General features: G+C 50.4%; 23 protein-coding genes, 1 tRNA gene and 1 riboswitch. All 24 genes read left to right on the top strand.

Annotated features, from left to right (window positions below; all coding sequences use genetic code 11):
* Positions 1 to 3: 3 nt before the first annotated feature.
* Entirely contained in the window at positions 4 to 2,364 is a 2,361-nt protein-coding gene (locus DP119_RS08130; protein WP_112232585.1) for an endonuclease MutS2, read from the top strand.
* Positions 2,365 to 2,386: 22 nt separating this feature from the next.
* A complete protein-coding gene (locus DP119_RS08125; RefSeq protein WP_068868909.1) occupies positions 2,387 to 2,800 on the top strand; it encodes a DUF350 domain-containing protein in 414 nt (137 codons plus the stop codon).
* Between the two features lie 228 nt (positions 2,801 to 3,028).
* Positions 3,029 to 4,720, top strand: coding sequence for an AMP-binding protein (locus DP119_RS08120; RefSeq protein ID WP_112232582.1), 1,692 nt, complete (start codon positions 3,029 to 3,031; stop codon positions 4,718 to 4,720).
* A 96-nt stretch (positions 4,721 to 4,816) separates the two neighbouring features.
* Positions 4,817 to 5,401: a TetR/AcrR family transcriptional regulator gene (locus DP119_RS08115; protein ID WP_101190124.1), complete on the top strand. Its 585-nt coding sequence runs from the start codon at positions 4,817 to 4,819 to the stop codon at positions 5,399 to 5,401.
* 17 nt (positions 5,402 to 5,418) lie between these two features.
* Positions 5,419 to 6,192 (top strand): enoyl-CoA hydratase, encoded by a 774-nt coding sequence (locus DP119_RS08110; RefSeq protein ID WP_112232580.1) that lies wholly within the window; start codon positions 5,419 to 5,421, stop codon positions 6,190 to 6,192.
* A gap of 20 nt (positions 6,193 to 6,212) precedes the next feature.
* Positions 6,213 to 6,986: an electron transfer flavoprotein subunit beta/FixA family protein gene (locus DP119_RS08105; protein WP_112232578.1), complete on the top strand. Its 774-nt coding sequence runs from the start codon at positions 6,213 to 6,215 to the stop codon at positions 6,984 to 6,986.
* Positions 6,987 to 7,035: 49 nt separating this feature from the next.
* Entirely contained in the window at positions 7,036 to 8,004 is a 969-nt protein-coding gene (locus DP119_RS08100) for an electron transfer flavoprotein subunit alpha/FixB family protein (RefSeq protein WP_112232576.1), read from the top strand.
* Positions 8,005 to 8,214: 210 nt separating this feature from the next.
* Positions 8,215 to 8,529 carry a thioredoxin gene (gene trxA / locus DP119_RS08095; RefSeq protein ID WP_058381042.1) on the top strand — a complete coding sequence of 105 codons (315 nt, stop codon included), beginning with the start codon at positions 8,215 to 8,217 and terminating at the stop codon, positions 8,527 to 8,529.
* Positions 8,530 to 8,582: 53 nt separating this feature from the next.
* On the top strand, positions 8,583 to 10,376 hold the full coding sequence (uvrC, locus tag DP119_RS08090) for an excinuclease ABC subunit UvrC (protein WP_112232574.1): 1,794 nt from the start codon (positions 8,583 to 8,585) through the stop codon (positions 10,374 to 10,376).
* Between the two features lie 41 nt (positions 10,377 to 10,417).
* Positions 10,418 to 10,591: riboswitch (Lysine riboswitch) on the top strand.
* 103 nt (positions 10,592 to 10,694) lie between these two features.
* Positions 10,695 to 11,921, top strand: coding sequence for an aspartate kinase (locus DP119_RS08085; protein ID WP_112232573.1), 1,227 nt, complete (start codon positions 10,695 to 10,697; stop codon positions 11,919 to 11,921).
* Between the two features lie 380 nt (positions 11,922 to 12,301).
* Positions 12,302 to 12,913 carry a succinate dehydrogenase cytochrome b558 subunit gene (locus DP119_RS08080; protein ID WP_058381039.1) on the top strand — a complete coding sequence of 204 codons (612 nt, stop codon included), beginning with the start codon at positions 12,302 to 12,304 and terminating at the stop codon, positions 12,911 to 12,913.
* Between the two features lie 45 nt (positions 12,914 to 12,958).
* A complete protein-coding gene (gene sdhA / locus DP119_RS08075; protein ID WP_112232571.1) occupies positions 12,959 to 14,707 on the top strand; it encodes a succinate dehydrogenase flavoprotein subunit in 1,749 nt (582 codons plus the stop codon).
* Between the two features lie 25 nt (positions 14,708 to 14,732).
* Positions 14,733 to 15,503 carry a succinate dehydrogenase iron-sulfur subunit gene (gene sdhB / locus DP119_RS08070; RefSeq protein WP_112232569.1) on the top strand — a complete coding sequence of 257 codons (771 nt, stop codon included), beginning with the start codon at positions 14,733 to 14,735 and terminating at the stop codon, positions 15,501 to 15,503.
* A gap of 131 nt (positions 15,504 to 15,634) precedes the next feature.
* Positions 15,635 to 16,102, top strand: a complete 468-nt coding sequence (locus tag DP119_RS08065) for an acyl-CoA thioesterase (protein WP_112232567.1) — start codon at positions 15,635 to 15,637, stop codon at positions 16,100 to 16,102.
* A 74-nt stretch (positions 16,103 to 16,176) separates the two neighbouring features.
* Positions 16,177 to 16,629, top strand: coding sequence for a MarR family winged helix-turn-helix transcriptional regulator (locus DP119_RS08060; protein WP_112232565.1), 453 nt, complete (start codon positions 16,177 to 16,179; stop codon positions 16,627 to 16,629).
* A 16-nt stretch (positions 16,630 to 16,645) separates the two neighbouring features.
* Entirely contained in the window at positions 16,646 to 17,449 is an 804-nt protein-coding gene (racE, locus tag DP119_RS08055) for a glutamate racemase (protein ID WP_112232678.1), read from the top strand.
* 76 nt (positions 17,450 to 17,525) lie between these two features.
* A complete protein-coding gene (gene rph / locus DP119_RS08050; protein ID WP_112232564.1) occupies positions 17,526 to 18,275 on the top strand; it encodes a ribonuclease PH in 750 nt (249 codons plus the stop codon).
* Positions 18,272 to 18,868 (top strand): XTP/dITP diphosphatase, encoded by a 597-nt coding sequence (locus DP119_RS08045; RefSeq protein WP_112232562.1) that lies wholly within the window; start codon positions 18,272 to 18,274, stop codon positions 18,866 to 18,868. The genes rph and DP119_RS08045 overlap by 4 nt, the downstream gene beginning before the upstream one ends.
* Positions 18,869 to 18,952: 84 nt before the next feature.
* A tRNA-Arg gene (locus tag DP119_RS08040) sits at positions 18,953 to 19,026 on the top strand.
* Between the two features lie 165 nt (positions 19,027 to 19,191).
* Positions 19,192 to 19,788 carry a YdcF family protein gene (locus DP119_RS08035; protein ID WP_112232560.1) on the top strand — a complete coding sequence of 199 codons (597 nt, stop codon included), beginning with the start codon at positions 19,192 to 19,194 and terminating at the stop codon, positions 19,786 to 19,788.
* 102 nt (positions 19,789 to 19,890) lie between these two features.
* Positions 19,891 to 20,325: an OsmC family protein gene (locus tag DP119_RS08030; protein WP_112232558.1), complete on the top strand. Its 435-nt coding sequence runs from the start codon at positions 19,891 to 19,893 to the stop codon at positions 20,323 to 20,325.
* 64 nt (positions 20,326 to 20,389) lie between these two features.
* The gene (locus DP119_RS08025) at positions 20,390 to 21,370 is read left to right on the top strand and encodes a tetratricopeptide repeat protein (protein ID WP_112232556.1); all 981 of its coding nucleotides are present in this window, start codon (positions 20,390 to 20,392) and stop codon (positions 21,368 to 21,370) included.
* Positions 21,371 to 21,473: 103 nt separating this feature from the next.
* Positions 21,474 to 22,775, top strand: coding sequence for a trigger factor (gene tig / locus DP119_RS08020; protein ID WP_112232554.1), 1,302 nt, complete (start codon positions 21,474 to 21,476; stop codon positions 22,773 to 22,775).
* Positions 22,776 to 23,186: 411 nt separating this feature from the next.
* Complete coding sequence (clpX, locus tag DP119_RS08015; protein ID WP_112232552.1) at positions 23,187 to 24,458, top strand: ATP-dependent protease ATP-binding subunit ClpX; 1,272 nt, start codon at positions 23,187 to 23,189, stop codon at positions 24,456 to 24,458.
* Positions 24,459 to 24,504 lie beyond the last annotated feature (46 nt).

Raw genomic sequence — 24,504 nt, 5'->3', positions numbered from 1 at the left:
TATATGATCGCAGAGCGCGCATTACGAACTCTCGAATTTTATAAAATCCGTGAAGAAGTGGCGGCATTCTGCACTTCATCACTTGGAAAAGATTTGGTGAAAGGGCTATTGCCATCGACGGAGATCGCGGAAGTGAACCGTCTGCTCGAAGAAATGGACGAAGCCGCACAATTATTGCGCATCAAGAACAATGTGCCGATGGGCGGGATTTCCGATATCCGCCCCCACGCCAAGCGCGCGCAGATCGGCGGCAGTTTGAGCCCGGTGGAGTTGATGGAAGTTTCCTCGACGATCCGCGCAAGCCGCATTTTGCGCCATTTCCTTGAAGGCATCGACGCGGAAGAAGATATCGATATTCCCCATTTCATGGAGAAAAAAGAAAGCATGCCGATCTTGACGCAGCTCGAACACGATATCAACGCATGCATCGACGACAACGGCACGGTGGTCGACAGCGCCAGTCCGGAATTGCGCAGCATCCGCCAATCGCTGCGAGCGCAGGAAAGCCGCGTACGCGAGAAACTCGAGAGCCTGATACGCGGGCGCAATGCGTCGAAAATGCTGTCCGATTCGATTGTCACCATCCGCAACGACCGCTTCGTCATTCCGGTCAAGCAGGAATACAGAAGCCATTACGGCGGCATCGTCCACGACCAATCATCCTCGGGACAGACGCTGTTCGTCGAGCCAGATGCTGTCGTGCAGGCGAACAATGAAGTGCGCCGCCTCAAATTGAAAGAAAAAGAAGAAATCGACCGCATCCTGCAAATGCTGTCCGCCAAAGTGCAGGAAGTCGCACATGAACTGTTCACCTTGGTCGGGGTATTGGCGGAAGTCGACCTGATCCTGGCAAAAGCGAAATACGGCCAGGCGCATAAATGCTCGAAACCCGAAATGAACACCGAAGGCTATATCAATTTGAAGAAAGCACGCCATCCGCTCATTCCACAAGATGAAGTCGTGCCGAATGATATCGAGTTCGGCAGGGAGATCACGGCGATTGTCATCACCGGGCCCAATACAGGCGGGAAGACGGTCACCTTGAAGACGGTCGGCTTGTCGACTTTAATGGCGCAGGCGGGGCTTCCCGTACCGGCACTTGAAGGCTCGGAACTGGCCGTATTCGATCAAGTATTTGCCGATATCGGCGATGAGCAATCCATCGAGCAAAGCTTGAGTACGTTCTCCTCGCATATGGTCAACATCGTCGACATCCTCGAGAAGTTCGATGAGAACTCGCTCGTCATTTTCGATGAGCTCGGTGCCGGTACCGACCCGCAGGAAGGCGCGGCGCTTGCCATTTCATTATTGGATGAAGTGCACGGCAGGGGCGCGCGTGTCATCGCGACGACCCATTACCCGGAACTGAAAGCTTATGGCTATAACCGGGAAGGCGTCGCCAATGCCAGCGTCGAGTTCGATGTCGAGACATTGAGCCCGACCTACCGCTTGCTGATCGGCGTGCCGGGGCGCAGCAACGCGTTCGAGATTTCCAAGCGTCTTGGTTTGCCGGAGCATATCATTTCCCATGCGAAGAGCTTCACGGGAACCGACCGCAAAGAAGTCGATTCGATGATCGCTTCGCTCGAGAAAAGCCGTCGCGAAGCGGAACGGGATGCAGAAGAAACCCGTTCTGTGCTTGAAGAATCCGAGACGCTGAAAGAAGACTTGGCGAAACGACTCGCGGAATACGAAAGCCGCAAAGAGCTGCTCGAAGATAAAGCGAAAGAAAAAGCGCGCAAAATCGTCGACCAGGCACGGGCGGAAGCGGATGCAGTCATCAAGGAACTCCGCCAGATGCAGCTTACCCAGCAGACCGGCGTGAAAGAACACCAGCTGATCGATGCGAAAAAACGGCTGGAAGACGCCATGCCGGAAAACCGCGTCCTGAAAAAAGCGAAAAAGAAGAACGAACCGGTCGCCCTGAAACCGAACGACGAAGTGAAAGTGCTGTCCTATGGCCAAAAAGGCACATTGGTTGAAAAAGTTTCGGATACGGAATGGATCGTGCAGGTCGGCATCCTGAAAATGAAGCTGCCTGAATCCGACCTGAGCTACACAAAGCCGGAAAAACAGAAAGAAACACGCACGATGACCAGCTTGAAAGGCCGTGAAGGCTATACGAAAATGGAGCTGGACCTTCGCGGGGAACGCTACGAGGATGCCCTCTCACGCGTGGAGAAATATTTGGACGATGCCTTATTGGCGAATTACCATCAAGTCTCCATCATCCACGGCAAAGGAACCGGTGCGCTTCGGCAGGGAGTGCAGCAATATTTGAAAAAACATCCTCGCGTCAAGAGCTACCGCTTTGGCGAAGCGGGTGAAGGCGGCTCGGGTGTAACGGTCGCCGAACTGAAGTAAGGGGCGGAAGGGGAGCTTGCAAATGTTCGAAGAAGGATTTTGGACCCACCCGCTCGTCGAGACGGCTGGATATTTCAGTGTGGTGGTCTTATGCCTGATCGTGGCAATGGTCATTTTTGAAATAGTGACAAAGTATAAGAACTGGGAAGAAATAAAGAGCGGCAATCTGGCAGTGGCAATGGCGACGGGCGGAAAGATTTTCGGCGTCACGAATATTTTCCGCTTTTCGATCGAACAGCACACGACGCTGTTCGAGATGATCGGCTGGGGGCTGTTCGGATTCGTGCTATTGATCTTTGCCTATCTGCTCTTTGAGTTTTTGACACCGAAATTCAAAGTGGACGAAGAAATTGCCCGCGATAACCGTTCGGTCGGCTTGATCTCGATGACCATCTCTGTCGGTTTATCGTATGTCATCGGGGCAAGTATTTCATAGGAGTTGGGACGAATGGAAAACCTTATCAAAATCTTAATCGTTTTTTGTATCTTATTCGTACTTGTAGGAATCGTCTTCCTATTCGTATTTTAAAAACGGCCTGAGCGCCGTTTTTTTTTATGGATTAAAACGCGAAAGAAAATAATGTTTGAAAGCGCTATCATAATTCTTTATACTCAAAGTAGGAATATTCTCGCGATTCCGATAAAAGAGGGGGAGGTAGAAAGTATGTCCGAAAAACCGTGGTTAGCTCATTATCCGCCGGAAGTACCGCACACGCTTACGTATCCAAGCACACCGGTCCAGGAATATTTGACGAAAGCCTATGAAGACTTTCCGCAGAAGACCGCCATCCATTTCCTGGGCAAGGACCTCAGCTACGAAGAGTTGTACCAATCTGCCATGAAAATGGCCAATTACCTTCAGAAGCTGGGCATCCAAAAAGGAGACCGGGTATCCATCATGCTGCCGAACTGTCCACAGGCGGTCATCAGCTTCTATGGGATCCTGTATGCTGGGGGCGTCGTCGTCATGACGAATCCGCTCTATACGGAGCGGGAAATTTCCTACCAGATGAAAGATTCCGGTGCCAAGGCGATCATTGCGCTTGATATTTTGTTCCCGAGGATCAACAAAGTGATCAAAGAAACGGATCTTGAGAACGTCATCGTCACGGGCATCAAGGATTATCTGACATTCCCGAAGAACCTGGTGTATCCGTTCATCCAGAAAAAACAATATGGCATGACGGTGAAAGTCGAACATCGGGGGATCAATCACCTCTTCACGGAAATCATGAAGACAGCTTCGCCGCAAATCGCTGAGCCGCCATTTGATTTCGAAGAAGACCTGGCGCTGCTGCAATATACCGGTGGAACGACCGGTTCGCCCAAAGGCGTCATGCTGACGCATCGCAATCTGATTTCCAATGCGACGATGTGCGACGCCTGGCTCTATAAATCGAAGCGTGGCGAAGAGACGGTCATGGGCATCATTCCGCTATTTCATGTATACGGATTGACGACTGTCCTGATCTTGTCCGTCATGCAAGGCAATAAGATGGTGCTCTTGCCGAAGTTCGATCCGGAGCAGGCCTTGAAGACCATCAACAAGCAAAAACCGACCTTGTTCCCTGGCGCACCGACGCTCTACATCGGCTTATTGAACCACCCGGACATCCAGAAGTACGATCTGTCTTCCATTGAAGCATGCTTGAGCGGTTCGGCTCCGCTGCCGACGGAAGTGCAGGAGAAATTCGAGCGCATCACGGGAGGCAAGCTGGTCGAAGGCTATGGCTTGACCGAAACATCCCCTGTCACCCACTCGAATCTCGTATGGGGCGAACGGACGAAGGGCTCGATCGGCATGCCGTATCCGGACACCGATTGTGAAATCTTCCTGCCGGGAACGACTGACCCAGTGCCAAACGGGCAGATCGGTGAAATTGCCATCAAAGGGCCGCAGGTGATGAAAGGTTATTGGAACCGTCCCGAAGCTACGGCAGCCACGATCGTCGATGGCTGGCTATTGACTGGGGACCTGGGCTATATGGATGACGAGGGGCATTTCTTCATCGTCGACCGCAAGAAAGACATGATCATCGCCGGGGGCTTCAATATTTATCCGAGGGAAATCGAAGAAGTGCTGTATGAGCACGAAGCGATCCAGGAATGCGTGGTCGCAGGAATCCCGGATCCTTACCGAGGAGAGACGGTAAAGGCATACATCGTGCTGAAAGAAGGGTATACTGTTACAGAAGAGCAACTGGATAAGCATTGCCGCGAACATCTCGCAGCGTTCAAAGTGCCGCGCATCTATGAGTTCCGCAAAGAACTGCCGAAGACGGCAGTCGGCAAAATCTTGCGCAGGTCGCTGGTGGACGAAGAAATCGCCAAACGCAATGAAGCGGTTCCTTCCTAACTCAGGCAAAGCTTGACACAATTTATACAAAACGATAATATGAAAATATGAATGAATCGCCATTCATATTTTCATATTTTTTTGGGTGGTGACAGAATGGTAAAGAAGGATAAACCGAAATATAAGCAAATCATCGATGCTGCGGTCATCGTCATCGCAGAAAATGGTTACCACCAAGCGCAAGTTTCGAAAATTGCCAAGCAAGCCGGTGTAGCGGACGGTACGATTTATTTGTATTTCAAGAATAAAGAAGACATTCTCATTTCCGTCTTCCAGGAGAAGATGGGCGTATTTGTCAGTGAACTGGAGAAAATCATCGCGAAAGATGCAAGCGCTGCAGACCAGCTCGGCATGATGATCAACAGCCATTTCAGCTTGCTTGCAAACGATCTCCATCTGGCGATCGTGACGCAACTTGAACTCCGGCAATCCAATCATGACATCCGCATGAAGATCAACAATGTATTGCGGGGATATTTGAAATTGATGGACCGGATCCTGATCAGCGGCATCGAATCAGGAGAATTTGATCAAAATATGGATATTCGTTTAGCCCGGCAGATGGTTTTTGGTACAATGGATGAGACCATTACTACCTGGGTGATGAACGATCACAAGTATGATTTGGTCGAACTCGCACCGAAAGTGCAGCGCTTATTGCTGAAAGGCATGCAAGCGTAAAGGGAGGGGATGAGCAGGTGGAATTTATCAGCTGGAAAAAAGAAGACGGGGTAGCGATCGCGACAATCAACCGGCCGCCGGCAAACGCATTGTCTCGCGCGCTGATCCTGGAAGTCGATGCACTTCTGGATGAAGTGAAAAACGACTCGGATGTCCGTGCAATCGTCTTGCACGGGGAAGGGCGTTTCTTCTCTGCAGGCGCAGACATCAAGGAGTTCACGGAAGTGACTTCAGGGGAAGAGTTCTCGAAACTGTCGGCGAGCGGGCAAGCCGTATTCGAGCGTGTGGAAACATTCCACAAGCCGGTCATTGCCGCAATCCACGGAGCCGCTCTAGGCGGCGGTTTGGAGCTAGCCATGAGCTGCCATATGCGTTTTGTCACGGAAAATGCTAAACTGGGATTGCCGGAACTTCAATTGGGCTTGATTCCTGGGTTTGCAGGAACACAGCGTTTGCCGCGCTATGTCGGGGTGGCCAAAGCCGCTGAAATGCTCTTGACGAGTGATCCGGTCACAGGCACAGAGGCAGTGCAGCTAGGCCTTGCCAACCGTGCCTACAGCGAAGAAGACCTTCTTCCGCAAACGCTTTCAATTGCGAAGAAAATTGCGAAAAAGAGCCCGGTTTCCGTCAAGGCGGCAATCGATATGCTTCAGTATTCGAAGCGCGGGGCATTTGACGAAGGCGTCAAAGCAGAAGCGGATTCCTTCGGTACGGTATTCGTATCGGAAGATGCAAAGGAAGGCATCGGCGCTTTCCTGGAAAAACGCGAAGCACAATTTAAAGGGAAATAATACTTGGGAGGTTTACGTTCATGAACATTTATGTATTGGTAAAACGCACGTTCGACACAGAAGAAAAGCTGGTTGTTTCCGGTGGCCAGATTCAAGAAGATGGCGCTGAATTCATCATCAACCCATATGACGAGTATGCAATCGAAGAGGCCATCACGGTCCGCGACGCTCACGGCGGCGAAGTGACAGTTGTCACAATCGGCGACGAGGAAGCTGAAAAGCAATTGCGTACAGCACTTGCAATGGGCGCTGACAAAGCGGTCTTGATCAATACTGAAGACGATGTCGAGGAAATGGACCAGTTTACGGCAGCTTACATACTGGCAGAGTACTTGAAAGACAAAGAAGCGGACTTGATCCTTGCAGGAAACGTAGCGATCGACGGCGGATCCGGGCAAGTCGGACCGCGCGTAGCTGATTTGCTTGATATCAACTACGTGACGACGATCACTAGCCTTGAAATCGAAGGCGAAACAGTGAAAATCGTCCGTGATATTGAAGGGGACGCAGAAGAGCTTGAAACTTCATTGCCTTTATTGGTCACAGCCCAGCAAGGCTTGAACGAACCGCGCTATCCATCTCTTCCAGGAATCATGAAAGCGAAGAAAAAACCGCTTGAAGAGCTTGAGCTCGATGATCTGGATATCGACGAAGAAGATGTAGAAGCGAAAACGGAAACGATCGAAGTATACTTGCCGCCGAAAAAAGAAGCCGGCCGTATTTTGGAAGGCGAAATTCCAAGCCAAGTTTCTGAACTGGTCAGCTTGCTTCGCTCTGAAGCGAAAGTTATATAAACGTACGCCAATCATTCATTTTCACATCTACTTAGGGGGTTAACGGACTATGTCGAAAAAAGTATTAGTATTGGGCGAAACGCGTGAAGGCGCTTTGCGCAACGTATCATTTGAAGCAATTGCCGCAGCCAAGAAAATTTCAGGCGGCGGGGAAGTCGTTGCTGTCTTGCTTGGGGAATCAGTGAGCGACTTCGGTAACGAATTGGTAGCTTACGGCGCTGACCGCGTCATCACAGTCGAGCACCCACACTTGAAATCCTATACATCCGATGGCTACGGCCAGGCATTCATGGCGGTCGTCGACCAGGAGCAACCGGAAGCAATCGTCTTCGGCCACACTGCAGTCGGCAAGGACTTGTCGCCGAAAATCGCATCGAAATTGCAAACAGGCTTGATCTCCGATGTGACGGATATCGAAGGGGAAGGCGATGACGCTGTCTTCATCCGCCCGATCTATTCCGGTAAAGCGTTTGAAAAAGTGAAATTGAAAGAAGACGGCGTTGTCTTCGTTACAGTGCGCCCGAACAACATCGCACCGCTTGAGCGTGAAGAGCGTTCCGGCGATGTATCGAGCTTGTCGGTCGATATCACGAACTTGCGCACGATCATCAAAAACGTCGTCCGCAAATCGGCAGAAGGCGTCGACCTTTCCGAAGCGAAAGTTATCATCGCCGGCGGACGCGGCGTCAAGAGCAAGGAAGGCTTCGAGCCATTACAGGAATTGGCTGACCTTCTCGGAGGCGCAGTCGGGGCATCACGCGGCGCATGTGACGCGGATTATTGCGATTATTCGCTGCAGATCGGACAGACAGGGAAAGTCGTTACACCTGATCTTTACATCGCAGCGGGAATTTCCGGCGCGATTCAGCACATGGCAGGGATGTCCAACTCCAAAGTCATCGTTGCAATCAATAAAGACCCAGAAGCGAACATCTTCAAAGTAGCAGACTACGGAATCGTCGGAGACCTATTCGACGTCATCCCTTTGCTTACAGAAGAATTCAAGAAAGTCATGTAATTACAGCAGCCCGCAATGTAGCGGGCTGTTTTTTTGCGTGCCCCTGTAGCGGAATCTCCTAGACTCTAAATACATTGATTACATCTAACCCATGCAGTTTAACGCCAACAACAGGCGGGTATGGAAGGACTAGGCAAATAAATAGCTAGCGTAAATCACGTCTGCTATAATCGAAATATAGTTTGGTTATCACTTAAGGAGGAATTATACATGGCAATCGTTAAAGGAACAGATCAGAATTTCAAACAGGAAGTTTCAGAAGGTCTCGTATTGGTAGATTTCTGGGCAGCATGGTGCGGGCCTTGTAAAATGATCGCCCCAGTTCTTGAAGAACTCGATGCAGATATGGACGATAAAGTGAAAATCGTGAAATTGGATGTTGATGAAAACCAACAGACAGCTAGCGAATACGGTATCATGTCCATCCCGACACTTCTTTTGATGAAGAACGGCGAAACAGTCGATAAAGTTGTCGGCTTCCGTCCAAAAGAAGCATTGGCTGAATTGGTTGAAAAACACGCATAATTCCAAAACCGGGTCCCATTCGTGGAACCCGGTTTTTTAAATAGGGTGAGGAAATGAAAAATGAAATGATTCGACATAAATTGGCAGTGTTGCCGGACCAGCCGGGCTGCTATTTGATGAAGGACCGCCAAGGGACAGTCATCTACGTCGGCAAAGCGAAAGTGCTGAAAAACCGGGTGCGCTCCTATTTTACCGGCAGCCACGATACGAAAACCCAGCGCCTCGTCAACGAAATCGAGGACTTTGAATACATCGTCACGTCTTCCGACAAAGAAGCTTTGATCCTTGAGTTGAACCTCATCAAGAAGCATGATCCGAAATACAATATCCGCCTGAAAGACAACAAGACCTATCCGTATTTGAAAATCACTGGTGAACGCCATCCGAAACTGGTCATCACGAGACAGGTCAAGAAAGACAAAGGGAAATACTTCGGCCCATACCCGAACGCCTATGCGGCGAGCGAGACGAAAAAGCTGCTGGATCGGTTGTACCCGCTCCGCAAATGCCATACGATGCCGGACCGTGTCTGCCTTTACTACCATCTCGGCCAATGCCTTGCGCCTTGCGTCAAGCCGGTCGAAAAGGACACCTACCGTGAAATGATCGACGGCATCAGCCGGTTCCTGAACGGCGGCTTCCGAGAAGTGAAGCAGGAGCTGACCGAGAAGATGAGCGAAGCGGCGGAGAACCTGGAATTCGAGCGGGCAAAAGAATACCGTGACCAGATCAGCCATATCGAATCGGTCATGGAAAAGCAGAAAATGGCGATGAATGATTTTACCAATCGCGACGTCTTTGCCTATGCAGTCGATAAAGGCTGGATGTGCGTCCAGGTATTTTTCGTGCGCCAAGGAAAGCTGATCGAGCGCGAGGTTTCGATGTTCCCGCTGTACCGCGACCCCGAAGAAGAATTCCTGACCTTCCTTGGGCAGTTCTATGAAAAGCCGAATAACGTCAAGCCGCATGAGATCCTGCTTCAGGAGGCGGACGACGAAGAATTCCTGAAAGAATGGCTCGGCGCGAAAGTGCTCGTCCCGCAGCGCGGCAAGAAAAAGGATTTGGTCCAGCTTGCCCGCAAGAATGCGGAAATCGCCATCAAGGAGAAATTCCAGTTGCTCGAACGCCAGGAAGAACGGACGGTCGGTGCCTGCAACGAACTCGGCGAAGCGATGAACATCCATACGCCGCTGCGCATCGAAGCGTTCGATAACTCCCATATCCAAGGGGCAGATGCCGTGTCTGCGATGGTCGTCTTCGTAGACGGCAAGCCGTCGAAGAAAGATTACCGGAAATACAAGACACGCTCCGCGCAGAAGCCCGATGACTATGCGGCGATGCGTGAAGTGGTCCGCAGGCGCTATAGCCGTGTGCTGAAAGATGGCTTGCCGCTGCCCGACTTGATCATCATCGATGGAGGCAAAGGCCAGATCGAATCGGCGCGTGAGATCATCGAAGATGAACTTGGCCTCGACATTCCGATTGCAGGGCTGGCAAAAGACGCGAAACACCAAACGTCCCAGCTGCTGTACGGCAACCCGGTCGAAATGGTGGAACTCAAGCGCACGAGTGAAGCATTTTATTTATTGCAGCGCATCCAAGATGAAGTCCACCGCTTTGTCATCACGTTCCACCGCCAATTGCGCGGCAAGAATTCGATTCAATCGGCCTTGGATGGGCTCCAAGGCGTCGGGCCGAAGCGCAAGCAGCAATTGCTGAAGCATTTCGGTTCCGTCCGGAAAATCAAGGAAGCGACCGCAGGCGAAATCCAGCAGGCGGGCATTCCTGAGAAGCTGGCCGCGGAAATCGAGCGGCATTTCAAGGAACAGCCGTTGCAACAGGAATAACTTCGTGGTATTGTATTAACACAATTGAATCACTTGTAATAAGTGATGATAGAGGAGCGGACGTCAATAGTAAGCATCCCGAGATTTGCAGAATCTGTGAAGGATGCCGAAAGGGACGCCCGCCGAAGTTTACGCGCACTGCTTGCGTGTATGCTGGTCCTGCATTTAAGAGATGCAGGGCTGTCAGAGTTTGACTCTGGAGGGCTATCTCACATGGACGTTTGAAATCGTACATGAGAAGAGAGGTAGCTTGCCGGGCAATCGGCGAGTTGCCTCTTTTTTGTTGAGGGCCACTTATCTTAAGTGGGAGTGAAGAGAATGACAACAATCGTAATGAAATTCGGCGGGACGTCCGTGGCGTCTCCGGAGAAAATCGTGGGCGTAGCAAGACGCGCCATCCAGGAAAAACAACAAGGCAAGCGCGTCGTCATCGTCGTCTCGGCGATGGGCAAAACGACAGACACGTTACTTGGGCTTGCGGGAGAGATTTCCGCAGAGCCGCCAAAGCGTGAAATGGACATGCTGCTTGCGACAGGTGAACAAGTGACCATTTCGCTGTTGGCGATGGCGTTCAAAAAACTTGGGCATGATGCCTTGAGTTTCACAGGCTGGCAGGCGGGCATCGAAACGGAATCCGTTCCGCGCAATGCGCGCATCGAAACGATTCATACACAGCGTTTGGAAGAGGCCCTCGACCTCGGACTGTTCTGCGTGGTCGCAGGGTTCCAGGGCGTCGACAAGAACGGCAATATCACGACGCTTGGCCGCGGCGGGTCCGATACGACCGCTGTCGCACTGGCGGCTGCGCTAGGCGCTGAGAATTGCGAAATCTACACCGATGTCGACGGGGTCTATACTTCCGATCCCCGTTATGTCACAGGCGCGCGCAAGCTCGAACAGATTTCCTACGACGAAATGCTCGAATTGGCAAACCTCGGAGCGGGGGTCCTGCATCCGCGAGCCGTGGAATTCGCCAAGAACAACCAAGTGCCCCTTTCCGTGCGGGCCAGCTACTCGGATGAACCGGGGACTATCATTCAAGAGGTGATCACTGTGGAAAAAAATCTAATCGTGCGCGGCGTGGCATTCGAAAAAGACATCGCCCGCATCACTGTCAGTTATACGAAGCCATTCAACGGGTCGCTTGCCAATATCTTCACGAGTCTTGCGGATCACTTGATCGATGTCGATATCATCGTGCAAAGCATCAGTGAGGAGTTTCCGCCGTCTGTTTCTTTTTCAATCAAAGAAGACAGCCTGGCAGAAGCCCAGCGCGTCTTGTCGGAAGCGCAAGAAAAAATTGGCTATAACGCCATCGATATCGAAACCGGCTTGGCGAAAGTGTCCATCGTCGGATCCGGCATGGTGTCGAATCCGGGTGTCGCGGCCAAGATGTTCGATATTCTCCGTGGGGAGAATGTACCGGTGAAAATGGTCAGCACTTCGGAAATCAAAGTCTCTGTCGTGGTGCCGGCAAGTGAAATGGAACGATCGGCGAATGCGCTCCACGATGCATATGGCCTGACGCCAGTAACCGTCAGATAAGAAAAAGCCCGGCTAGGCCGGGTTTTTTTGCGCCATCAAAAGTTTGTGTAAAAATTCACAATTTGTTCAAATTTGAATTCTTGCTTTCACGGTCCTATATTTGCTTATAAAACCGTGAAACAGATGCCTGTATTCCGCTTGTTTTAAAATAAAAATATAGCTTTTCATGAATGCTTTCCTATTTAATATCCAAAATAACCTCCCGGAAGCCCAGACTGTATGTGCCCAAAAAGCTTTCCTTACCTTGACGCTCCTAAAGGGGGGGAGTACAATAAATATGTCATATTCTTGTACATGATGCTTACAGCAACGCGAAGATATTTTCTTGATATAGGAAAGCTTTGCGCTGCCAACTAAAGTTTTTGAGGGGGGTAAAATTTTTGGATAACAATCGTGAATTTTTAATGCGCAGGCTGCACTCTTTACTCGGGGTCATTCCAATCGGTTTGTTCTTGACGCAGCATTTGATCGTCAACCATTTCGCTACGCAAGGCGTGGAAGCGTTTAACCAAGCTGCCCACTTCATGGCAAATCTTCCATTCGTTATTTTCCTGGAGATTTTCGTCATCTACTTGCCGCTCATGTATCATGCTTTCTACGGATTATACATAGCGTTCACAGCGAAAAACAACCCGGGGCATTACAGCTACATGCGCAACATCCTGTTTGTTGCACAGCGTTACACCGGGATTTTCCTTGTGGTCTTTATCGCATGGCACGTATTTGAGACAAGGTTCCAAGTTGCGATTGGTGCAGCAGAGGCAGATTTCAACATGATGGAAAACATCCTGTCGAATCCGTTCATGTTCGCCTTCTACGTATTGGGTGTCCTGTCCGCAACGTTCCACTTGGCGAACGGATTGTGGTCTTTCTTCGTGACGTGGGGAATCACGGTTTCAGAGAAAGCGCAGCGCTACTCAACTTACTTCACACTTCTAGTCTTTATTGTATTATCGATCATTGGTATCAGAGCATTGTTTGCATTCGTTTAAGGATGTCCCAAACATTGGTGAATTAAAAGAGGAGTGAACACTACAATGGCGAAAGGCAAAATTTCTATCGTCGGTGGGGGCCTAGCTGGTCTAATGGCAGCGATCAAAGTTGCCGAAGCAGGTTCACCTGCCGATCTATTTTCCATCGTTCCCGTTAAACGGTCTCACTCTGTGTGCGCACAGGGCGGCATTAACGGAGCGGTGAATACAAAAGGTGAAGGGGATTCACCGGACATTCACTTTGATGACACCGTTTACGGCGGTGACTTCCTAGCGAACCAAAAGCCGGTTAAAGCGATGGCGGATGCAGCACCAGGGATTATCCGCCTGCTTGACCGCATGGGCGTCATGTTCAACCGTACGCCTGAAGGGCTTCTTGACTTCCGCCGTTTCGGTGGCACGATGCACCACAGAACGGCATTTGCCGGTGCAACGACTGGCCAGCAATTGCTTTATGCACTAGATGAGCAAGTCCGCCGCTATGAAGTGGCAGGGCTCATCACGAAATACGAAGGCTGGGAATTCCTTGGCCTGGTTCTTGACGATAACGGCGTATCACGCGGAATCACTGCACAGAACTTGACGACGATGGAGATCAAATCATTCCGCTCGGATGCTGTCATCATGGCAACCGGCGGCCCGGGGATCATCTTCGGAAAATCCACGAACTCCGTCATCAACACAGGCTCTGCCGCATCGATCGTTTATCAGCAAGGCGCATACTACGCGAACGGCGAATTCATCCAAATCCACCCGACAGCAATTCCTGGAGACGACAAGCTCCGCTTGATGTCAGAATCTGCACGCGGTGAAGGCGGACGGATCTGGACATATAAAGACGGCAAGCCTTGGTACTTCCTCGAAGAGAAATATCCGGCTTACGGAAACCTTGTGCCGCGTGATATCGCGACGCGCGAAATCTTCGACGTGTGCGTTAACCAGAAGCTCGGCATCAACGGCGAGAACATGGTATACCTGGACCTTTCCCATAAGGATTCGAAAGAGCTCGACATCAAACTTGGCGGGATCATCGAAATCTATGAGAAATTCACAGGCGACGACCCTCGCAAAGTACCGATGAAAATTTTCCCGGCTGTCCATTACTCTATGGGCGGGCTATGGGTCGACGATCATCAAATGACAAGCATCCCGGGTGTTCTAGCGGCTGGCGAGTGTGATTACTCGCAGCACGGCGCAAACCGCCTCGGCGCAAACTCCCTATTGTCTGCCATCTACGGCGGAATGGTAGCAGGGCCGTACGCTTTGGATTATGTCAAAGGCCTGGAAGTTTTGGCTGAAGATCTTCCAAACGACATTTACGAGAAGCACGAAGCTGAAGAGCAGCGTAAATGGGAAGAGATCCTGGCACTCGATGGAACTGAAAATGCCTACGTCCTGCACAAGGAACTTGGCGAATGGATGACGGACAACGTGACGGTCGTACGCTATAATGACCGCCTTGAAGAAACGGACCGCAAAATCCAGGAATTGCTTGAACGCTTTAACCACATCAGCATGACGGATACGCAACTTTGGAGCAACCAAGGGGCTATGTTTACACGCCAGCTGAAAAATATGCTACATTTAGCACGTGTCATCACGATTGGCGCATTGAAACGCAACGAAAGCCGCGGTGCTCATTACAAGCCGGAATTCCCGGAACGTAATGACGAGGAATTCCTTAAGACGACAATGGCGAAATTCAACGGTTACGATGAGCCGATCTTCCATTATGAAGATGTCGATACTTCTTTGATCCCGCCACGCAAACGCGATTATTCCGCGAAAGCATAGTAATAAAGAAGGGAGCTATTTTACCATGGGTGAAGCAGCAAAAACGGTTATTTTTGAAATCGAACGCCGCAATTCCACAGACGAAAATTCGTACTGGGAAAAGTTCGAATTGCCATATCGCGCCAATATGAACGTCATTTCCGCATTGATGGAAATCCGGCGCAACCCGGTCAACATGGACGGGAAGAAAACGACTCCAGTCAACTGGGACATGAACTGCCTGGAGGAAGTATGCGGTGCATGTTCCATGGTCATCAACGGCAAAGCACGCCAGTCGTGTACAGCTCTTGTCGACCAGCTGGAACAGCCAATCCGCCTTCAGCCGATGAAAACATTCCCGGTCGTCCGCGACTTGATCGTAGACCGCAGCCGCATGTTCGACTCACTGAAGAAAGTCAAAGCGTGGGTGCCGATCGACGGTACGCATGATCTTGGCGAAGGCCCGCGTATGCCTGAGCGCAAACGCCAATGGGCTTATGAATTGTCTAAATGCATGACGTGCGGCGTATGCCTCGAGGCTTGCCCGAACGTCAACGATAAATCCGACTTTATCGGCGCGGCTCCGCTTTCTCAAGTCCGCTTGATGAACGCGCATCCAACAGGTTCCATGAACCGTGACGAGCGTTTGAACGCTATCATGGGTGAAGGTGGCCTTGCGGATTGCGGTAACTCCCAAAACTGTGTGGAATCTTGCCCGAAAGGCATTCCTTTGACAACTTCCATCGCAGCTTTGAACCGCGACACGAACATCCAGATGTTCCGCAACTTCTTCGGAAGCGATCACATGGTCGACTAATCCACACTCCGCCTTTAAGGCGGAGTTTTTTTGTTTCATCCGAAAATGTGCCAGCTTAGCTGAAACAGCTGTTCTTTGCACGAGTTTTTGCTATACTTACAAAATGAGTAACATATACAGGGGGAACTGGAATGAGGGCGTCTTACATAGAGGATTTCACCAAATGGCAGGAAGGCTTTACTTTTTACGCGCAGGTGCACGTGCGCTTTTCGGAAACGGACATGTTCGGCCACGTCAACAACACGGTGCCGATCGCTTATTTTGAATACGCCAGAATCGAATTCATGAAAGAAATCGGCTTGATGCAGGCTTGGCTTTCAAATGACAGCGACTTGATCCCAGTTGTAGCGGACATGCAGGTCGATTTCGTCCGCCAAGTATTTTTCGATGAACAATTGAAGATTTACGTGAAAGTGGAATCGATCGGAAACTCTTCGGCAGACATCCATTATTGGGCAGTGAACGATAAGCAGGAGACTTGCTTCACCGGCAGGGGCGCAATCGTCCAAATCTCCAAAACAAGCGGCAAGGGGCATCCATGGAGCGACGGGGAGAAGGCGATGCTGCGCAACGGGAGTTTGGCTTCTTCCGGCAAATAATGCAAGCCTTGCCTTATCGAACGAAAATGTCATTATGGAACAAAATACCAGTAGCTAGGGAGTGAACCAAGTCCATGACTGAAGACAACTTAAACCGCCGCCACGACTTGGAACGTGTGGCATTTATGGAAAAGGAATTGCGTTACATATCGGGCATCATCAAACAAAAAGGCCGCGAAATCCTGAATTCGTATACTATCACGCCGCCACAGTTCGTGGCGCTTCAATGGCTGTTCGAACATGGCGACATGACCATCGGCGACTTGTCGAATAAAATGTTTTTGGCGTTCAGCACGACGACCGACCTGGTCGACCGGATGGAAAAGAACGAGTTGGTCGTCCGCATCCGCGAGGAACAGGACCGCCGCGTGGTGCGCATCAAACTATTGGAAGAAGGCGAGCGGATCATCGAGGAAGTGATCAAGAAGCGCCAGGATTACTTGGAAGCAGTACTGGAAGACTTCAGTGAAGATGAAGTCGAGCAATTTTCAAGCTTGTTGGAGAAAATGCATATCAACATGAAATAGGAGCGGGGCTATGACATTGAATGCGCCAATCGGAGTCATTGATTCGGGCGTCGGGGGATTGACCGTCGCCAAGGAAATCATGAAACTTTTGCCAAATGAAAAAATCTGTTACATCGGCGACAATGCACGCTGCCCGTATGGCCCGAGGCCCCTTGCGGAAGTTCGGCGCTATACATGGCAAATGGCAGAGGCGCTCATGAAAATGAATATCAAAATGCTGGTCATCGCCTGCAATACGGCGACGGCGGCTGCGCTCAATTCCTTGCAGAAAAAATTGCCGATCCCGGTCATCGGTGTCATTTTCCCGGGAGCCCGCGCTGCCATCAAGTCCTCTTCGACGAAGAAGATTGCCGTCCTCGGCACGTCCGGAACCGTCAAGAGCGGCGCTTATGAAAAAGCGATCAAGTCGCTTGTTTCGGCTTCGGACGTCATCCAATTGGCATGCCCGCGTTTCGTGCCGCTCGTGGAAAGTGATGAGTATGAAGGGGAGTTCGCCCGCCGCATGGTGGCGGAGACTTTGTCGGCGATCAAATCGAAGGATTTCGATACCGCCATCCTCGGGTGCACCCATTATCCGCTATTGCAGGGCTTTATCGAGCAAGAACTGGGCGAGTCGGTGACGGTTTTGTCATCAGCGCAGGAAACGGCGAAAGACGTATCGCGCCACTTGAGCTACCAGGACAAATTCGCGGATCGCCGAAAACCGCCCGTCCATCAATTTTATACGTCCGGTTCGACGGAGATTTTCCGCACGATCATCCGAAAATGGCTTGCCATCGACGATCCATGCATCCGTTCAATCCAGTTCCCGAAAACCTGACGGCCTAGCCGCCGGGTTTTTGTCGTCAAGGGAGAATTATGGTAAGATTTTTTGAGTACATGAGGAGGATTCAATTATGACAAGAATTGATAATAGACAAGCAGATGAACTGCGCCCGGTGGAAGTGGAGACGGATTACCTGATCCACCCGGAAGGATCGGTCCTGATTACGGTCGGGCAGACGAAAGTGATCTGTACAGCGACGATCGAGTCGCGTGTCCCGAGTTTTTTGAGAGGTCAGGGCAAGGGTTGGGTGACAGCGGAATATTCCATGCTGCCGCGCGCAACAGGAAGCCGCAACCAGCGTGAAGCGACACGCGGCAAGCTCGGCGGGCGCACGATGGAAATCCAGCGCCTGATCGGCCGCTCGCTGCGCGCTGTCGTGGATCTCGAGAAGATCGGCGAACGTACGCTATGGATCGATTGCGACGTCATCCAGGCGGACGGGGGGACGCGCACAGCTTCCATTACCGGTGCGTTTATCGCCATGGTCATCGCACTCGGCAAATTGGACGTGCCGGTTTTCCCGGTGACGGATTATTTAGCCGCAACAAGTGTCGGCATCAATAGCAGCAAGCAAGCCATCCTTGATTTGAATTATGAAGAGGATTCCACGGCAGCGGTCGATATGAACCTGGTCATGACCGGGTCCGGGGAATTCGTCGAGATGCAGGGTACCGGCGAAGAAGCGACATTCAGCCGCAAGGAATTGAATGAAATGCTCGATCTTGGCGAAGCAGGCATCCAGCAATTGATCAAAATCCAACAACAAGCGATCGGCGAATTGTCCACGCGGATCGGGGAAAAGGCGGAGACGGCATTATGAAAAAAATCGTCATTGCGACACAGAATAAAGGAAAAGCAAAAGACTTCGAAACCTTGCTATCGCCTCTAGGCTACGAAGTATTGACCTTGAGAGATATCGCAAAAGAACTCGACATCGAAGAAACCGGCACCACGTTCGAAGCCAATGCCATCCTGAAAGCGGAAGGCGTCGCCAAAGAACTTGGCATCCCGGTCATCGCCGATGACAGCGGCCTTGAGATCGATGCCTTGGATGGAGAGCCGGGCGTCTATTCCGCACGCTATGCGGGAGGCGAGAAAAGCGACGACGCGAATATCGATAAAGTGCTGGAGAAATTGTCTGGCGTGCCTGACGGAGAGCGGACTGCGCGCTTCCGTTGCGTCTTGGCGGTGGCTGCACCAGGAGAAGAAACGCAGACATTCTCCGGCTCCTGCGAAGGCGAGATCCTGCGCCTGCGCCGCGGCGACAATGGCTTCGGCTACGACCCGATCTTTTATGTCCCTGCCCAGGAACGTGCCATGGCAGAACTCGAACCTGAAGAAAAAGCAGCCATCTCACACCGCGGGCAAGCATTGCGCGAGCTCAGCGAAGCAATGCCGGAGTGGCTCAAATAAGAAACTAGATATTTTTTTAAAATAGCATTGACTTTTCCACGGATGATTTCTATAATTAAAATTGTCTTTCGTGAGGAAAGTCATGTCTCAGTAGCTCAGCTGGATAGAGCAACGCCCTTCTAAGGCGTCGGTCGGGGGTTCGAATCCCTCCTGGGACGTCCCAAAACCTTGTTTTTCCCTAACCGGGAAAACAAGGTTTTTTATTTGAATGAGAATGTCTGTGAAGAAATGATGGACATTTGATTTTTCACTGTTTATTTGCGCGCTATATCGTATAATGGAAAAAGATAGAGAAAAATCAGATCTAAAGGTGGAAATGAAGCGTGTTCAGAAACAAATGGAAACGGATATTGATTGTACTTTCCCTTATACATACGATTTTAGTTGCAGCGACGGCGACAAGCATCTGGACCTTCGCCAGTGAATCGGAATTGCTTGAAGCCGATGCGGCGATTGTGCTCGGCACGAAAGTCATCGGTGGAGAGCCTTCGCCGGTGCTCGAGCAGCGCATACGCCACGCCATCGATCTATACGAAGCTGGCTATGTCGAGAAAATCATTTTTACAGGAGGCATTACGGATGGCGCGGATTTCGCTGAGTCGGTCGTGAGCCGGAATTTCGCGATCCGCAATAATATCCCTGAAGAAGATATCCTGATCGAAACCCAATCGCTCATCACCGAGGAGAACTTCCGCTTTGCCGGTGAAGTGGCAAAAGAAAATGGCTTGTCGAGCTTTCTTGTCGTCAGCGACCCCCTACATATGAAGCGGGCGCTGCTCATGGCGGAACACGCCGGAATCGAAGCTTATTCCTCGCCGACGCCATCGACCGAATTCAATGCCTTTGCCGACATCGTCCCGTTTTTCGCGCGTGAAGTCATTTGCTATATGGCATATGTCGCGATGCATGCCATCATTTAACGAAACTGTCCCGCTGGTGCGCGGGCGGTTTTTTTATTTAACAGATGAACCGGAGAGCCTCGAATGATACACTGATAAAAAGCTGTAAGGGATGTGTTGTGTATGGAGGCCGATCGACTGAAACTCAGCACGAAATGGCAAGGCGATTTTGTATTTGAAGCTTCCGGCCAAGGCGGGCACATGCTGAGGATGGATGCGCACCAAGGCGTGGGGAACGACCAGGGTTTGCTCCCGATGCAGGCGCTGCTCGGGTCGCTTGCCGGATGCGTCGGCATGGATGTCGTGATGATCCTGCGCTCCAAGATGAAAGATGTGCACTCCATCGAAATCGTCACGGAAGGAGACAAGCGCCGGGACCCGCCAAAGGAATTTTTGGCGATCACGGTGACGTTTATTGTGGAAGGCGACATCGAAGCGGATAAAGCCTGGCATGCCATCGAAGTCAGCGGCGAGAAGTATTGCCCGGTGGCCCATTCCTTGAAAGCGGATGTCACTTACAAACTGGTCTTGAACGGCAAGGAGGCTGGCGCAAAATAGCGCCAGCTTTCATTTTCAAGGGGCATTTCCCTATGGTATGATGAATGGACAAAGAGGTGGTAGGATGCGGAAAAAGTTTGGGGATTTGAAGCGCAGGGGCAATGTCATCGTCTTTCCGACGACCGTCACCCGGCTGCTATCGGAAGGGATGACCAGTTTAAAGAATGAACAATATGCCGATGCGCGGGATAAACTGTACCAAGTGCTCGTCTACGAGCCGGACCATGCGGCAGCGCTCGGCGGTTATGCCTACAGTTTGTATGAGCTGGGGGAATTCGAGGAAGCGCTCGAAGTGGTCCAGGAATTGCTGCGCATCGGGCCGATCCATTATTTGGAGACGATGGAGCTATACATAAGCATTTTAATGCAAGTGAAGGAATTCGAGGAAGCCGAGAAGATGATCGAAGTGCTCATCGAGGAAAACGTCTTGCCGAAAGAGCGTTTGGAGCAATTCCACCAATTGCGCGATCTGAACGAACGCATCGCCGAAAGCACTGCCTCGGCCAAAAGGGAAACGGGCCAATTCAGCCTGGAACAATTCTTGCCGCTCAGCGCTGCCGAACAGGAGCAGCGGGTGACCGAATTGCCGACAGAAGCCTATGGGGCGATGAAGAACCAATTGATTGAGCTGATTGGGCATCCGGAAGTGGACTGGGTTGCGAAATCCTATTTGCTGCTCATGCTCCGTGAACAGCAGATAACCGGGACGGTGCGCGTCGGAAAATTCCACTATAATAATGAATTGGCGATTGAAGAGCTGCCCGACCCATTGAAAGATGCCAGGCTGCTCGGGATCCGCAAGCGCTTGGAAGAGGCTTTGGAAAAAGAGCCGGCCAAGCTGCAGATGGCGATGGAACTGGTCGACCGGCACATCTATCTGCTCTATCCTTTTTTCTGGGAAGAGTTTGAAGAAGCGGAGATCGCTGAGGCATACCATGCTTATCTCGATAGTTTATTCAACGGGGAAGTGGACGGAAAAGCCGATCCGAAACTGCTGGAAATGCTCATGCAGGCTGAGGCATACATAGAATTGCGCAATGGTTAGAAATAGTTGAACCTGCTCGTATGTGTGATATAATGTGGAGGTTGTCAAAAATCGTACAAAATTCGTACATGACTTTGTAAAAAATTGTTTGGAGGGCTTATACATGTCAGCAAAATGGGAAAAGCAAGAAGGTAATGTCGGAGTTCTTACAGTAGAAGTGCCGGCTGAAGAAGTAAACGGCGCGCTTGATAAAGCGTTCAAAAAAGTCGTTAAGGAAATTAACGTACCAGGATTCCGCAAAGGGAAAATGCCTCGCCAAATGTTCGAAAAACGTTTCGGTGTAGAATCTCTTTACCAGGATGCACTTGATTTCATCCTGCCGGACGCATACGCGAACGCAGTCGAAGAAGCAGGCATCAACCCGGTTGACCGCCCTGAAATCGACATCGAGAAATTGGAAAAGAACGAGCCATTGGTCTTCACTGCTAAAGTGACAGTGAAACCGGAAGTGGAACTTGGCGAATACAAAGGGCTTGAAGTTTCCAAAGAAGACACAGACGTGACGGACGAGGAAATCGAAGAGCAATTGAAACAAAGCCAGGAGCGCATGGCTGAATTGACTGTCAAAGAAGACGGGCAAGTCGAAAACGGCGATACTGCCGTCATCGATTTCGAAGGATTCGTGGACGGAGAAGCGTTTGAAGGCGGGGCAGGCAACGACTACTCCCTAGAAATCGGTTCTAACTCATTCATCCCAGGCTTCGAAGAGCAATTGGTCGGCGCGAAAGCCGGCGAACAAAAAGACGTGGAAGTCACTTTCCCTGAAGAGTACCACGCGGAAGAGCTTGCTGGAAAAGCGGCAACGTTCAAAGTGACGGTAAACGAAGTGAAAGCGAAAGAACTTCCTGAACTGAACGACGAGTTCGCTAAAGAACTTGACGAAGAAGTGGAAGGCCTTGATGCACTTCGCACGAAAATGAAAGAAAACTTGAAAGCGGAGAAAGAAAACGCTTCTGAGACTCAAATGCGCGACGAGCTTGTACAAAAAGCGGCAGAAAACGCAACAGTCGAAATCCCGCAAGCGATGATCGACTCTGAAATCGACCGCATGATGCAAGACTTCGAACAACGCCTAAGCCAGCAAGGCATGAACAAGGAATTGTACTTCCAGTTCTCAGGCCAGGACGAAGATGCACTTCGCGAGCAAATGAAAGCTGACGCTGAAACACGCGTGCGTGTATCATTGACGCTTGAAGCGATCGCAAAAGCGGAAAACATGGAAGTCACTTCTGAAGACATCGATAAAGAGCTTGAGAAAATGGCTGGCCAATTCAACATGGACGCTGAACAGATCAAAACAGCTCTAGGCGGCACTGAAATGCTAGAGAATGACATCCGCATGCAAAACACGGTTGAGTTCCTAGTGGAGAACGCTAAAATCTCTGACGCAAAAGCTGCTGAATAACACATAAGATTCTTAATAGGACAAGGTGCGGCAACCGCACCTTGTTTTCTATACATAATTGCAACAAAAATGAATGTCTTTTGCCGATCTCATAAATATTAATACTTATAATGAGTTTAGGTCAGCCGTAATACTACGGAGACTCCCGCGGGAAATGAATGAGCGAGGCATTTACGCAGTAAATGTGGGAGCAAAGCTATAACGTCATGCTCGATCGAAAATAATGGAGTTTTTTGTAGCAGTTACGGCGATTTACCAGCTGAAAAGGTTCGGTTTTCTAAAAACTGAGTTATGACACTGCCGACAAATTCAAGTTCCTACATATAAAGGCAGTTTCTTTGGCATAGTTCTAATTAGTTGATACAATCAAAATAATCTTGTAACATAATGGCTTGAATAGGGGTGACTACATTGTTCAAATTCAATGATGAAAAAGAACATCTTAAATGTTCATTTTGCGGCAAACCGCAGGAACAGGTCCGTAAACTGGTCGCAGGGCCAGGTGTATATATTTGCGACGAGTGCATCGAGCTTTGCACGGAAATCGTAGAGGAAGAACTCGGAACAGAAGAAGAAACTGAGTTCAAGGAAGTACCGAAACCTAAAGAAATCATGGATATCCTTGGCGGCTATGTAATCGGCCAGGACAAGGCGAAAAAATCCTTGGCAGTAGCGGTATACAACCACTATAAACGCGTCAATTCCCAAAGCAAGATCGACGATGTCGAACTGTCGAAATCGAATATCGTCTTGATCGGGCCGACAGGAAGCGGCAAAACTTTGCTCGCGCAAACTCTCGCGCGCATCCTGAACGTGCCGTTTGCTATTGCGGATGCAACATCGCTCACTGAAGCCGGCTATGTCGGGGAAGATGTCGAAAACATCTTGCTCAAATTGATCCAGGCGGCAGATTACGATGTGGACCGTGCGGAAAAAGGCATCATCTATATCGATGAAATCGATAAAGTGGCGCGCAAATCCGAGAACCCGTCGATTACACGCGACGTATCCGGTGAAGGCGTACAGCAAGCCTTGCTGAAAATCCTGGAAGGCACAACAGCAAGTGTTCCACCGCAAGGCGGGCGCAAGCATCCCCATCAGGAATTCATCCAAATCGATACGACGAACGTCCTGTTCATCGTAGGGGGCGCATTTGACGGAGTCGACCAGATCATCAAACGCCGCCTCGGCAATAAAGTCATCGGCTTCGGGGCAGACCCGAACAAAGAGGAAATGGATGAAAAATCCCTTCTTAGCCAATTGATCCCAGAGGACTTGCTGAAGTTCGGCTTGATCCCTGAATTCATCGGCCGTCTGCCAGTGCTCGCAAGCCTTGAGCAATTGGATGAAAATGCACTTGTGCAGATCCTGACAGAACCGAAAAACGCACTCATCAAGCAATACCAGAAAATGATGGAGCTTGATGGCGTCAAATTGACATTCGAACACGATGCGTTGATCGAAATTTCCCGTCTCGCAATCGAGCGGAAAACAGGCGCGCGCGGATTGCGCTCTATCATCGAGAACATCATGCTTGATGTCATGTATGATTTGCCATCCCGTGAAGACATCGTCGAATGCATCATCACGAAAGAAACAGTGACCGAGAATTCACAGCCGAAATTGATGCTTGAAGACGGCACTGAGTACGATAACGGCAATAACGAAAAAACATCCGCTTAACATCTGGGCTGATGCACAAGAATAGGATGATACGGGCTGACTCTGA

It is taken from the genome of Planococcus maitriensis (genome assembly GCF_003289925.1).
In the GTDB taxonomy this organism is placed as follows: Bacteria; Bacillota; Bacilli; order Bacillales_A; family Planococcaceae; genus Planococcus; species Planococcus maitriensis.
This window is presented reverse-complemented; position numbering and strand designations above follow the sequence as displayed.

What these genes read in the sequence shown, in the direction of transcription:
- sdhA (WP_112232571.1), top strand. Translation starts at nt 12,959, where the DNA reads ATGGCGAAAGGCAAAATTTCTATCGTCGGTGGGGGCCTAGCTGGTCTA.
- tig (WP_112232554.1), top strand. Translation starts at nt 21,474, where the DNA reads ATGTCAGCAAAATGGGAAAAGCAAGAAGGTAATGTCGGAGTTCTTACA.
- uvrC (WP_112232574.1), top strand. Translation starts at nt 8,583, where the DNA reads ATGAAAAATGAAATGATTCGACATAAATTGGCAGTGTTGCCGGACCAG.
- DP119_RS08025 (WP_112232556.1), top strand. Translation starts at nt 20,390, where the DNA reads ATGCGGAAAAAGTTTGGGGATTTGAAGCGCAGGGGCAATGTCATCGTC.
- DP119_RS08060 (WP_112232565.1), top strand. Translation starts at nt 16,177, where the DNA reads ATGACTGAAGACAACTTAAACCGCCGCCACGACTTGGAACGTGTGGCA.
- trxA (WP_058381042.1), top strand. Translation starts at nt 8,215, where the DNA reads ATGGCAATCGTTAAAGGAACAGATCAGAATTTCAAACAGGAAGTTTCA.
- DP119_RS08120 (WP_112232582.1), top strand. Translation starts at nt 3,029, where the DNA reads ATGTCCGAAAAACCGTGGTTAGCTCATTATCCGCCGGAAGTACCGCAC.
- DP119_RS08085 (WP_112232573.1), top strand. Translation starts at nt 10,695, where the DNA reads ATGACAACAATCGTAATGAAATTCGGCGGGACGTCCGTGGCGTCTCCG.
- DP119_RS08100 (WP_112232576.1), top strand. Translation starts at nt 7,036, where the DNA reads ATGTCGAAAAAAGTATTAGTATTGGGCGAAACGCGTGAAGGCGCTTTG.
- rph (WP_112232564.1), top strand. Translation starts at nt 17,526, where the DNA reads ATGACAAGAATTGATAATAGACAAGCAGATGAACTGCGCCCGGTGGAA.
- DP119_RS08065 (WP_112232567.1), top strand. Translation starts at nt 15,635, where the DNA reads ATGAGGGCGTCTTACATAGAGGATTTCACCAAATGGCAGGAAGGCTTT.
- DP119_RS08125 (WP_068868909.1), top strand. Translation starts at nt 2,387, where the DNA reads ATGTTCGAAGAAGGATTTTGGACCCACCCGCTCGTCGAGACGGCTGGA.
- DP119_RS08115 (WP_101190124.1), top strand. Translation starts at nt 4,817, where the DNA reads ATGGTAAAGAAGGATAAACCGAAATATAAGCAAATCATCGATGCTGCG.
- DP119_RS08105 (WP_112232578.1), top strand. Translation starts at nt 6,213, where the DNA reads ATGAACATTTATGTATTGGTAAAACGCACGTTCGACACAGAAGAAAAG.
- DP119_RS08045 (WP_112232562.1), top strand. Translation starts at nt 18,272, where the DNA reads ATGAAAAAAATCGTCATTGCGACACAGAATAAAGGAAAAGCAAAAGAC.
- DP119_RS08030 (WP_112232558.1), top strand. Translation starts at nt 19,891, where the DNA reads ATGGAGGCCGATCGACTGAAACTCAGCACGAAATGGCAAGGCGATTTT.
- sdhB (WP_112232569.1), top strand. Translation starts at nt 14,733, where the DNA reads ATGGGTGAAGCAGCAAAAACGGTTATTTTTGAAATCGAACGCCGCAAT.
- DP119_RS08130 (WP_112232585.1), top strand. Translation starts at nt 4, where the DNA reads ATGATCGCAGAGCGCGCATTACGAACTCTCGAATTTTATAAAATCCGT.